At 65.7% G+C, this 12,101-nt stretch carries 11 protein-coding genes; 8 read left to right on the top strand and 3 right to left on the bottom strand.

Going from position 1 to position 12,101, the window contains the following annotated elements; translation table 11 throughout:
• The 8 genes from AC1D00_RS08945 to AC1D00_RS08980 form a co-directional block, all read left to right on the top strand.
• Nucleotides 1–460: M20/M25/M40 family metallo-hydrolase (locus AC1D00_RS08945; protein WP_477010409.1), on the top strand; the 460-nt coding region annotated here is incomplete at its 5' end.
• A 260-nt stretch (nt 461–720) separates the two neighbouring features.
• Nucleotides 721–1,662, top strand: coding sequence for an ABC transporter permease (locus AC1D00_RS08950; RefSeq protein WP_477010410.1), 942 nt, complete (start codon nt 721–723; stop codon nt 1,660–1,662).
• A gap of 18 nt (nt 1,663–1,680) precedes the next feature.
• The gene (locus tag AC1D00_RS08955; protein ID WP_477010411.1) at nt 1,681–2,568 is read left to right on the top strand and encodes an ABC transporter permease; all 888 of its coding nucleotides are present in this window, start codon (nt 1,681–1,683) and stop codon (nt 2,566–2,568) included.
• A gap of 129 nt (nt 2,569–2,697) precedes the next feature.
• On the top strand, nt 2,698–4,347 hold the full coding sequence (locus AC1D00_RS08960) for an ABC transporter ATP-binding protein (RefSeq protein WP_477010412.1): 1,650 nt from the start codon (nt 2,698–2,700) through the stop codon (nt 4,345–4,347).
• Between the two features lie 237 nt (nt 4,348–4,584).
• Nucleotides 4,585–6,090 carry a M81 family metallopeptidase gene (locus AC1D00_RS08965; protein WP_477010413.1) on the top strand — a complete coding sequence of 502 codons (1,506 nt, stop codon included), beginning with the start codon at nt 4,585–4,587 and terminating at the stop codon, nt 6,088–6,090.
• Between the two features lie 13 nt (nt 6,091–6,103).
• The gene (locus tag AC1D00_RS08970) at nt 6,104–7,276 is read left to right on the top strand and encodes a M20 aminoacylase family protein (RefSeq protein ID WP_477010414.1); all 1,173 of its coding nucleotides are present in this window, start codon (nt 6,104–6,106) and stop codon (nt 7,274–7,276) included.
• The gene (locus AC1D00_RS08975) at nt 7,269–8,690 is read left to right on the top strand and encodes an amidase (RefSeq protein ID WP_135174248.1); all 1,422 of its coding nucleotides are present in this window, start codon (nt 7,269–7,271) and stop codon (nt 8,688–8,690) included. Before AC1D00_RS08970 ends, AC1D00_RS08975 begins: the two co-directional genes overlap by 8 nt.
• Nucleotides 8,691–8,817: 127 nt before the next feature.
• Nucleotides 8,818–9,708 (top strand): crotonase/enoyl-CoA hydratase family protein, encoded by an 891-nt coding sequence (locus AC1D00_RS08980; protein WP_477010415.1) that lies wholly within the window; start codon nt 8,818–8,820, stop codon nt 9,706–9,708.
• A 112-nt stretch (nt 9,709–9,820) separates the two neighbouring features.
• Here AC1D00_RS08980 and AC1D00_RS08985 read toward each other — a convergent pair whose 3' ends face one another.
• The 3 genes from AC1D00_RS08985 to AC1D00_RS08995 all read right to left on the bottom strand — a co-directional run.
• Complete coding sequence (locus AC1D00_RS08985; RefSeq protein ID WP_477010416.1) at nt 9,821–10,798, bottom strand: NADPH:quinone oxidoreductase family protein; 978 nt, start codon at nt 10,796–10,798, stop codon at nt 9,821–9,823.
• Nucleotides 10,798–11,406, bottom strand: a complete 609-nt coding sequence (locus tag AC1D00_RS08990; protein WP_477010418.1) for a DsbA family protein — start codon at nt 11,404–11,406, stop codon at nt 10,798–10,800. Before AC1D00_RS08990 ends, AC1D00_RS08985 begins: the two co-directional genes overlap by 1 nt.
• 132 nt (nt 11,407–11,538) lie before the next feature.
• A partial coding sequence (locus AC1D00_RS08995) for a glutathione binding-like protein (protein WP_477010417.1) occupies nt 11,539–12,101 on the bottom strand: 563 nt, incomplete at its 5' end.

The following is a 12,101-nucleotide window of genomic DNA, read 5'->3' on the forward strand; positions in this document are numbered from 1 at the left end:
GACGACGGAGGACTGCACCTTTTCGGTCGGCGTCGTGCATGGCGGACAATGGGTCAATTGCGTTGCCACGACCGCCACCGGTGAAGCGCTTTCGATGGCCAAGCGCCAGGCCGATCTCGATCGCGGCGTCGAGAGGATGCTGGCTCTGTCGGGCACAAGCAATGATGTTGCGTTCAAGGTGACGCGTGGCGTCACCCGGCCCGTGTGGGAACCCGATGCCGGCACCATGGCGCTGTACGAGAAGGCGCGCGATATCGCCAGATCGCTCGGCGCCGAATTGCCGCATGCGAGTTCGGGCGGCGGCTCAGACGGCAACTTTACCGGCGCGATGGGCATCCCGACGCTCGACGGGCTGGGCGTGCGTGGCGGCAATGGCCACACGCTCGAAGAGTATATCGAGGTCGAGAGCCTGGTCGAACGCGGCCGCCTGATGGCAGGGCTGCTGGCGACGCTGGAGTGATTTTGGGCTCGTCATTCCGGGGCGGTCCGAAGGACCGAACTACGGTGCGCACTTGCGCACCTGAGAATCTCGAGATTCCGGGTTCGCGTCTTCGACGCGCCCCGGAATGACGGCAGGAAAGACGGCTCGCTGCTCAAAACGACTGGCCACACTGCAAAACCTGTGGCCCTGATGGCACGGGAATTGCTGAAATGTTAGGCTGATGGCAGAACAGGCAACGACCGCTGCCGCCGATTTGACTCTAATCTGACGGATCCAACTTGCTCGGATATCTCCTACGCCGAATCTTTGCCGCCGTGCCCGTGATGGGCGTCGTCGCGCTGTTCGTCTTCCTCCTGCTCCGCCTCACCCCCGGCGATCCCGCCGCGATTCTCGCCGGCGACAACGCCACGCCGGAACGGCTGGAGCGCATCCGTGCCTCGCTCGGCCTCAACGAGCCCCTGATCGTGCAGTTCATCACCTGGGTGAACAAGCTGCTGCACGGCGATCTCGGGACCTCGCTGATCTCCAACCTGCCCGTCATGAAGATGATCGGCCAGCGCGTCGAGCCGTCGATCTCGATCGCGCTGTCGACCATCATCCTCGCCGTCATCGTCGCAGTCCCGCTGGGCGTGATCGCGGCGTGGAAGCACGGCACCTGGATCGACCGTTTCGTGATGGGTCTCTCGGTGCTCGGCTTCTCGGTCCCGGTGTTCGTGGTCGGCTATCTCCTGATCGAGGTCTTCGCCATCGACCTGCGCTGGGTGCCGGTGCAGGGCTTCCGCAGCATCTCGAACGGCTTCGGCCCGTTCTTCGAGCGCATGATCCTGCCGACCTGCGCCCTCYCCTTCATCTACATCGCGCTGATCGCGCGCATGACGCGCGCGGCGATGCTCGACGTGCTCGGCGAGGACTATGTCCGCACCGCGCGCGCCAAGGGCATCAACGAGGTCGCCGTGATGATGCGCCATGCGCTGCGCAACGCCGCCGTGCCCGTGATCACCGTGATCGGCACCGGCTTTGCGCTTCTGATCTCGGGCGTCGTCGTCACCGAGAGCGTGTTCAACATTCCCGGCATCGGCCGCCTCACCGTGGATGCGGTGCTGGCGCGCGACTATCCGGTGATCCAGGCCATGATCCTGCTGACGTCGCTGATCTATGTCGTCGTCAATCTTCTGATTGACGTCGCCTACACCCTGCTCGATCCGCGGATCCGGTACTGAGGCAAGGATAAGGACAAAATGTCGGTCGATACCCTTCCCCAGTCGTCCATTCCGATCACGTCGCCGCTGCGGCCGCGCTTCGGATTCCTCACCTCGACGCCGATCATCGCCACGGCAACGGTCTTGCTCGCGCTGATCGTGCTGATCTCGATTCTGGCGCCGCTGATCGCGCCGCATGATCCGATCCAGCTCGCGCCGTCGCAGCGATTGAAGCCGACGTCGGCGCAATTCCTGCTCGGCACCGATGCCTACGGACGCGACCTGTTGTCGCGCGTGATCTATGGCGGCCGCATCTCGCTGCTGATCGGGATCGGCTCGGCGATCCTGTCGATCGTCGTCGGGCTGGCGATCGGCCTCGTCTCCGGCTTCTTCAAGCTGGTCGATGCCGTCCTGATGCGAATCATGGACGGCCTGATGGCGATGCCGAGCATCCTGCTCGCGATCGCTGTGGTCTCGCTGTCCGGCGCAAGCATCTGGACCGTGCTGATCGCGATCACGATCCCCGAAGTTCCGCGCGTGGCACGGCTGGTGCGCTCGGTCGTGCTGTCGGCGCGTGAGGAACCTTATGTCGAGGCGGCGATCTCGGTCGGCTCATCCCTGCCGAAGATCATGTGGCGGCATTTGATGCCGAACACGATCGCGCCTCTGATCGTGCAGGGCAGCTACGTCTGCGCCTCCGCGATCCTCACCGAGGCGATCCTCTCCTTCCTCGGTGCCGGCATCTCGCCGGAGACACCGACCTGGGGCAACATCATGGCCGAGGGCCGCCAGTACTTCCAGATCAAGCCGTCGCTGATCTTCTGGCCGGGCCTCCTGCTCTCGATCGCCATCCTCAGCATCAATCTGATCGGCGACGCCGCCCGCGACGCCCTCGATCCCCGCATGAAGCAGCGGGAAGGCAAGTGATGCGAGTACCACGGTCATTCCGGGGCGCGCCTTTTGGCGCGAGCCCGGAATCCATTTCACCGCTTGGACTGACGCCCGATGGATTCCGGGCTCGCGCTGCGCGCGCCCCGGAAWGACGAAAGATCCTGCATGACCAACCCTGTCCTCGACATCAACAATCTCGTCGTTTCCATCGGCAAGAAGCCGAAGGGGGCGAACATCATCGACGGCATCTCGATCCAGGTGCACGAGCGCGAGACGCTGTGTCTCGTCGGCGAAAGCGGCTCGGGCAAGTCGGTGACCTCGCTGACCACGATGGGCCTGCTGCCGAAGGGCACGCTGGTGCCCACCGCCGGCAGCGTCAAGCTGGTCGGCGAAGAGCTGCTCACCGCAACCGACCGCCGGCTGCGCCAGCTCCGCGCGACGCAGATGGCGATGATCTTCCAGGAGCCGATGACCGCGCTCAATCCGGTGGTGCCGGTCGGCCGCCAGATCGACGAAGTCCTGCGCGCCCACACCGATCTCGATGCCAAGGCGCGGAAGAAACGCATCCTCGACATGATGGAGCAGGTGCGCCTGCCCCAGGTCGAGCGCATCTTCGCCTCCTACCCGCACCGCCTCTCCGGCGGCCAGCGCCAGCGCATCATGATCGCGATGGCGCTGGTGCTCGAACCGAAGCTGCTCATCGCCGACGAGCCGACCACCGCGCTCGACGTCACCACGCAGAAGCAGATCCTGACCCTGATCCGCGACCTCCAGCGCGACCACGGCACGGCCGTGCTGTTCATCACCCACGACATGGGCGTGGTGGCGGAAATCGCCGACCGTGTCGCCGTGATGCGGCAGGGCCGCCTCGTCGAGACCGGTCCGCTCGATACCGTGCTGCGCAACCCGACCATGGAATACACCCGCAACCTGCTCTCTGCGGTGCCGAGCCTGGTGCCGCGCGCGGCGCGCCCCGAGACCAAGGAACCGGTGGTGCTGGAAGCCAACGACCTCAGCAAGGTCTATAAGGAGCGCGCCTTCTTCGGCAAAGGCCGCGAGGTCGTCGCCGCCGACAAGGTCACGCTGACGCTGCGCAAGGGCCGCACGCTCGGCATCGTCGGCGAGAGCGGTTCGGGCAAGTCCACGGTGGCACGCTGCATCGTCCGCCTGATCGACCCGACCTCCGGTGGCGTACGCCTGTCCGGCCGCGAGATCTCCGACATCTCGCGTCGCCTGCTCCAGCCGCACCGGCAGAAGATCCAGATCGTGTTCCAGGATCCCTATCGCTCGCTCAACCCGCGCGTCACTGTCGGCGAGAGCATCGCGGAAGGCCCGATCAATTACGGAGTCTCGCATGCCGATGCGATGAAGCGCGCCCGCGAGCTGCTCGAGCTGGTCGGCCTGCCGGCCGATGCGGTGTCGCGCTATCCGCACCAGTTCTCCGGCGGCCAGCGCCAGCGCATCGCGATCGCGCGTGCGCTCGCGCTCGATCCGGACGTGCTGGTCGCGGACGAAGCTGTCTCCGCGCTCGACGTCTCGGTGCAGGCGCAGGTACTGGAACTGCTCGACGAGATCCAGAAGCGGCTCGGCATCGCGATCCTGTTCATCACCCACGATCTGCGCGTCGCAGCGCAAATCTGCGACGAGGTCGTGGTGATGCAGCACGGCCGCGTCGTCGAGCAGGGCCCCGCCGCCGAAGTGCTGACGCATCCGAAGGAGGCCTACACCAGGGCCCTGCTGGAGGCAGCCCCCGGCCGCGGCTGGGACTTTGCGAACTTCCGGCCGGTGTCGGAGGGCGTGGCGGCGACGGCGTAGCTCTCTCAGCCGTCATTCCGGGGCATCGCGAAGCGATGAGCCCGGAATCCATCAGGCCGCGGACGCTGTCGCACAATGGATTCCGGGCTCGCGCCAAAGTGGCGCGCCCCGGAATGACGGCGGAGCAGCATTCCCAAAACGTCTTGACCCTATGCACGGCGCGAGTGCGTCCCGCCTTGCTCTCTCCGCAAGGGCAAGGCTAACGTCGCGCACTTTCAATTGCCTGGACTTGAGTTGATGACACGTATCGCCGTCGGCGGCTTCCTGCATGAGACCAACACCTTCGCTCCGACGAAGGCGACGTTTGCGGACTTCCAGCATGGCGGCGGCTGGCCGGCGATGACGCAAGGTGCCGACGTGCTGAAGGTGATGCGGCGCATCAATGTCGGCCTCGCCGGCTTCGTCGACAGCGCCGAAGCCAATGGCTGGGAACTCATCCCGACGATCGCCTGCGGCGCGAGCCCGTCGGCGCATGTCACCCGGGACGCCTTCGAACGCATCGTGAAGGTGATGGTCGACGGCATTGCGGCGGCGGGTCCCGTCGATGCGGTCTATCTCGACCTGCACGGCGCGATGGTGACGGAGCATCTCGACGACGGCGAAGGCGAGATTTTGGCGCGCGTGCGCCGCGTCATCGGCAAGGATGTTCCGCTGGTTGCCAGCCTCGACCTGCATGCCAACGTCACGCCGGACATGATGGAACATGCCGACGCGCTGATCGCCTACCGCACCTATCCGCATGTCGACATGGCCGAGACGGGCCGCGCCTCGGCGCGACATCTCGCGCTGCTGCTGAAGAGCAAGCAGCGCTTCGCAAAGGCGTTCCGGCAACTGCCGTTCCTGATCCCGATCAGCTGGCAGTGCACCAATGACCAGCCGACCAAGGGCATCTACGAGAAGCTCGCCGCGCTCGAGAGCGACGCGGTCCCGACGCTGTCCTTCGCGCCCGGCTTCCCCGCCGCCGACTTCCGCGATTGCGGGCCGAGCGTGTTCGCCTATGGCAAGACCCAAGCCGACGCCGATCGCGCTGCGGATGCGATCGTCAAGCTGATCGAAAGCCACGAGGACGATTTCGACGGCAAGATCTGGTCTCCCGACGACGGCGTGCGCCATGCGATGGAACTGGCGAAGGGCGCCAGCAAGCCGATCATCATCGCCGACACCCAGGACAATCCCGGCGCGGGCGGCGATTCCGATACCACCGGCATGCTGCGCGCGCTGGTGCGCAACAAGGCGAGCGCTGCGACCGGCGCGATCTACGATCCGGAATCGGCGAAGGCCGCGCATGCGGCCGGCGTCGGCGCCACGGTGACGCTGTCGCTCGGCGGCAAGTCCGGCATTCCAGGCGACGAGCCTTATCGCGAGACCTTCGTCGTCGAGAAACTGTCCGACGGCCGCTTCATCGCACCCGGCCCCTATTACGGCGGCCGCGAGATGGAGATGGGTCCTTCCGCGGCCCTGCGCATCGGCGATGTTCGTGTCGTCGTCTCCTCGCACAAGGCGCAGCTCGCCGATCAGGCGATGTACCGGTATGTCGGCATCGAGCCGACCGAACAGAAGATCCTGGTCAACAAGAGCTCGGTGCACTTCCGCGCCGATTTCGAGCCGATCGCGGAACAGCTGATGATCTGCGCCGCCCCGGGCGCAATGCCGGCCGACACTGCCTCCCTGCCCTGGACGAAGCTGCGTCCGGGCATTCGCATCAAGCCGAACGGCCCCGTTTTCAATCCTCCTTCACGCTAACCGGACAGGACACATGCCCACGATCGATCGTATCGACGGCTATGCCGACGAACTCACCGCTATCAGGCGCGACCTCCACGCCCATCCCGAGATCGGCTTCGAGGAAGTGCGCACCTCAGGCATCGTCGCCGACAAGCTGAAGGGCTGGGGCATCGAGGTGCATCGCGGTCTCGGCGGCACCGGCGTGATCGGCGTCATCAAGGGCAAGGGCGCAGGCGGCAAGCGCATCGGCCTGCGCGCCGACATGGACGCGCTGCCGATGGAAGAGAACACCAATCTGAAATGGAGCTCGAAAATCCCCGGCCGCTTCCACGGCTGCGGCCATGACGGCCACACCACCATCCTGCTCGGCGCCGCGCGCTACCTCGCCGAGACCAGGAACTTCGACGGCACCGTGCACCTGATCTTCCAGCCGGCCGAAGAAGGCCTCGGCGGCGCCCGCGCGATGATCAAGGACGGCCTGTTCGAGAAGTTTCCCTGCGACGAGCTCTACGGCCTGCACAATGCGCCCGACCTCAACCATGGCGAGATCGCGATCCTGCCCGGCCCTGCAATGGCCAGCGCCGACTTCTTCGACCTCCGCATCACCGGCTATGGCGCGCATGGCGCGATGCCCGAGCGTTCCAAGGATGCGGTGATCATCGCGACCACGCTGGCGCAGGCGATCCAGACCATCGTCAGCCGCAACGTCGAGCCGCTGCAGGCCGCCGTCATCTCGATCACCCAGATCCATGCGGGTTCCGCCTACAACGTCATCCCCGGCGAGGCGCATCTCTGCGGCACCATCCGCACCTTCTCCAACGAAGTCCGCGCCCTCATCGCCGAACGCATCCGCACGATCTGTGCCGGCATCGCGAGCGCCTATCAGTGCGTGATCGAAGCCGACATCCGCGACACCTTCGGCGTGCTGGTCAACCAGGTCGAGCAGTCCAAGGTGGTCGAAGAGGTCGCGCGCACCGTCGTCAACCCAGCCAACGTGATCACCCGCACCCAGCCGAAGATGGGCAGCGAGGATTTTGCCGACATGCTGCAAACCATTCCCGGCGCCTATTTCTGGGTCGGCCATGACGGCTCGGTGCCGGTGCACAATCCCGGCTTTGTGCTCGACGACAAGATCCTGCCGATCGGCGCCAGCATGTTCGCCCGCATCATCGAGACGCGCATGCCGGTGGGTGCTCATGCATAAAAAGAGCGTCGAGGAGGCGGTCACCTCGCTGCACGATCTGTCCGCGGTCGATCTGATCGCAGGCTATCGCGCCAAGCAGTTCTCGCCGAGCGAGGTGCTGGAGGACGTGCTCACGCACGTCGCCGCGTGGGAGCCGCACCTCAAGGCGCTCTATGCGTTCGATCCCGACGGCGCGCGGGAGGCCGCAAAGGCCTCGACCGCGCGCTGGACCGGCGGCGAGCCGTCCGGCCCGCTCGACGGCGTGCCTGTCACGGTGAAAGACAACATCGCGACCAAGGGCGTGCCCGTGCCGCTGGGTGCTGCCAGCGTCAAGCTCGTGCCCGCCGAGAAGGACGCCCCGCCTGCCGCGCGGCTGCGCGAGGCCGGCGCGATCATCTTCGCCAAGACCACCATGCCCGATTACGGCATGCTGTCCTCGGGGCTCTCCAGCTTCCACGCGCTCGCGCGCAACCCCTGGGACCTCTCCAAGAATCCCGGCGGCTCCAGCGCCGGTGCAGGCGCGGCCGCCGCGGCCGGCTACGGCCCCCTGCATCTCGGCACCGACATCGGCGGCTCGGTGCGCCTTCCCGCGGGCTGGTGCGGCCTCGTCGGATTGAAGCCGAGCTTCGGCCGCGTGCCGATCGACCCCACCTATGTCGGCCGCGTCGCCGGCCCGATGACCCGCAACGTGGACGATTGCGCGCTGATGATGAGCGCGATCGCAAAGCCCGACCGGCGCGACGGCATGAGCCTGCCTGCCGAACCGCTCAACTGGAAGGGGCCGGAGAAGTCACCGCGCAAATTGCGGATCGGATTGATGCTCGATCCCGGCGTCGGCCTGCCGCTGGAAAAGCCGGTGCGCGAGGTCGCGGTGAAGGCGGCAAAGGCATTTGAATCCGCCGGCGCTGTTGTCACCGAGGTCGATGGCATCCTCACGCGCGAGATGCTCGACGGCCTCGACAATTTCTGGCGCGCGCGGATGTGGGACGATCTGTCCAGGCTGACGCCGGCCGATCAGGCAAAGGTGCTGCCCTACATCTTCAAATGGGGCGAGTCCGGCGCGAAACTGTCGGGCGTCGACGTGATCCGTGGGTTCAACCAGACCATGGCGATCCGCGCCGCGGCCTCAAAACTGTTCTGCGAGCTCGACTATGTGATCTCGCCGACCGCGCCGAACGTGAACTATCCGGCGGAATGGGCCTCGCCCACCAACGATCCGATGAAGCCGTTCGAGCACATCGCCTATACCGTGCCGTGGAATATGTCGGAGAACCCTGCCATCTCCATCAATGGCGGCTTCGACGCCAAGGGCTTTCCGATCGGCGTGCAGATCGTCGGCCGCCGCTTCGACGACATCGGCGTGCTCGGCATGGCCAAGGCCTTCGAGAGCTTGCGCGGCCCGCAGCGGCCCTGGCCCAAGCCGCCTGCGCGCTAGCGCCTCAGCGCAACTCGTCATGCGCGGGCTCGACCCGCGCATCCATCCTCTTCAAAAAGATGGATTGCCGGGTCAAGCCCGGCAATGACAGAATTGATTCAAGAAATGACAGGGAAGGAAACCACCAATGGCGTATGAGACCATCAAATACGAGGTCGCCGAGCAGATTCTCACCATCACGCTGAACCGGCCCGACAAGCTCAACGCCTTCAACGCGCAGATGCAGGCAGAGCTGATCGACGCCTTCGACGCCGCCGACAAGGACGACAACGTCCGCGCCATCATCGTCACCGGCGCGGGCCGCGGCTTTTGCGCCGGCGCCGACCTCTCTTCCGGCGCCGATACGTTTGATCGCGACGCGCGGCGCGGGCCCGTCAGGCGCCTCGCCGACGGCAAGGTCGATTACAGCGATCCGCAGGTGCGCGACGGCGGCGGCCAGGTGACGCTGCGTATTTTCAAATGCCTCAAGCCCGTGATCGCCGCGGTGAACGGCCCAGCCGTCGGCATCGGTGTCACCATGCAGCTCGCGATGGATATCCGCATTGCCTCCGACGCAGCGCGTTTCGGCTTCGTCTTCTCACAGCGCGGCATCGTGCCGGAGGCCGCCTCGAGCTGGTTCCTGCCGCGCATCGTCGGCATCTCGCAGGCGCTGGAATGGTGCTATTCCGGGCGCGTCTTCCCGGCGCAGGAGGCGCTTGCGGGGCGTCTGGTCAGCAAGGTGGTGCCGCCCGATGATCTGCTGCCGACCGCGCGCGCGCTCGCCAAGGAATTCGCAGCCAAGACCGCGCCGGTGTCGGTGGCGCTGATCCGCCAGATGATGTGGCGCATGATGGGCGCGGACGATCCCATGGAAGCCCACAAGGTCGACAGCCGCGGCATCTACACGCGCGGCCGCTCGGATGATGTGAAGGAAGGCGTGGTGTCGTTCCTGGAGAAGCGCCCGGCGCAGTTCAAAAACAAGGTGTCCAGCGACATGCCGGACTATTTCCCGTGGTGGACGGAGCGGGAGTATAAGTGACGCACTCGTAGGGTGGGTTAGCCGAAGGCGTAACCCACCTCTTTACTTTTCGCGGACACAGAAGCGGTGGGTTACACCTTCGGCTAACCCACCCTACGATTCAACGGCACCGTCACTCCATCACCAGCGCCACGCGGCCGATCGCCTTGCGGTCGATCAACAACCGCATCGCCTTCGCGTAGTCCTCAAGCGGCAGGCGGTGCGAGACGTTGGGGCGCAGCTTGCCCTCCTCCGCCCATCTCAGCAGCGCCTTCAGGCGCACCTCGCCGAGCGCAGGATTCTTCCGCACGGCCTCTCCGGCGCGCACGCCGAGCACGCTCGCGCCCTTGATCAGCAGGAGATTGGTCTTGGCCGAGCCGATGCCGCCGGTGAAGCCGATCACCAGCAGCCGCGCGCCCCAGGCAATGCAGCGCATCGAATTCTCGAACACCTCGCCGCCAACCGGATCGAACACCACGTCGGCGCCGCGGCCGTCGGTGATGCGCTTGACGGCGTCGCGAAACGGCTCGCGGTCGTAGCGCACGAGATGATCGGCGCCGCGCGCCTTGGCAATGGCGAGCTTCTCGTCGCTGGAGGCGGTCGCGATCACGGTCGCGCCCAGCATCTTGCCGATCTCGACGGCGGCAAGGCCGACGCCGCCACCGGCGCCATGCACGAGCAGCACTTCGCCGGGTTCGACGCGGCCGCGGTCGATCAGCGCGTGATAGGCGGTGCCGTGGCCGGCGAGATAGGTCGCAGCCTCAGCATAGTCGAACGTCGACGGCATCGGCGTGAGCTGCGACGGCGCGACGACCGCTTCATCGGTGAAGGCGCCGTGTCGCATCTTCACGATCACCTTGTCGCCGACGGCAACGCCGCTCGCCTCCGCGCCCAATTCGGTCACGTCGCCGGCGGCCTCCATGCCGGGCGTGAACGGCAGCTCCGGCTTGAGCTGATATTCCCCGGCCACCATCAGCACGTCGGGAAAGTTCAGCCCGGCGGCGCGGATCGCGACGCGCACCTCGCCCGGCTTCAGGGCACGCGAGGGAAACTCCTCCAGCCGCAGCGTTTCGGGCGCGCCGAGTTCGCGGCAGACGACAGCGCGCACCATCAGGCCGCGCTCGCCTTGCGGCGCAGCAGCGCCTCGCGGATCAGCGGCAGGCGGTCATTGCCGAAATACATGTCGGTCTTGTCGACGAAGATCGTCGGCGAGCCGAACCCGCCGCGCACGACGACCTCTTCGGTATTGGCCTTGAGCTGGTCCTTGATCCCCTGCTCCGCAATTCCGGCAAAGAACTTCTGCTCGTCGATGCCAACCGTCTTGCAGATCCCGGCGAGCACCGCGTCCTGCGAGATGTCCTTGTCGCCGCCCCAATAGGCCTCGAACACGGCGGTCGCGAACGGCACCATATCCTGACCCAGCCAGATGCAGCCGCGCATCGCCTTGACGCTGTTCACCGGGAACACCGTCGGCGGCATCTTGATCGACAGGTCGGCCGAGCGCGCCCAGTCCTGCAGGTCCTTCTTCATGTAGCGCGCCTTCAGCGGCACCGGCATCTCGCGCTGCGCATAGACGCTGGGGTTGACCGTGTTGAAGATGCCGCCGACCAGGATCGGCCGCCAGACGATCTCCGCGCCGAGCTCCCTGGCCAACGGCTGGATGTTGTGGAAGGCGAGATAGGTCCAGGGGCTGGAACAGTCGAAGAAGAATTCGATCATGGCGTTTCCTTTTGTCATGTTTGTTTCGCTTTCTCCCCCGTCATTGCGAGCGCAGCGAAGCAATCCAGACTGCCGCCGCGGAAAGACCCTGGATTGCTTCGCTGCGCTCGCAATGACGAATGTGGCGAAAGCCTACTTCTTCCCCAACACTTCCTTCGCACGCTGGCCGAACATGATCTTGCGTGATTCCTCGTCGAACGGCTCTTTGACGAACTTGCCGATCGCAAGCCCCGCCTGCACCAGCGGCCTGGCGCGGACCTCCGCGTACCAGCGTTTCACGTTCGGATAGTCCTCTAACGTAAAGCCTTGCGCCTTGTGGGTCATGGTCCAGGGGAAGCAGGCGATGTCGGCGATGGAATAGTCACCGGCGACATAGGCGCCGGTCCTGGCCAACTGCCGGTCGAGCACGCCATAGAGTCGCGCCGCCTCGTCGCGGTAGCGCTCGATCGCGTAAGGGATCTTCTCGGCCGCATAGAGTGCGAAATGACCGTGCTGGCCGAGCATCGGTCCCAGTCCCGCCATCTGCCACATCACCCACTGGATCGTGGTGGAGCGGCCGCGCAAATCTCCGGCCAGGAAGCGCCCGGTCTTCTCCGCCAGATAGATCAGGATCGCGCCGGTCTCGAAGGCCGAGAAAGGTGCACCGCCATCGGCGGGTTCGTGATCGACGATGGCGGGAATGCGGTTGTTCGGAC

It is taken from the genome of Bradyrhizobium sp. P2_E8 (assembly GCF_056403875.1).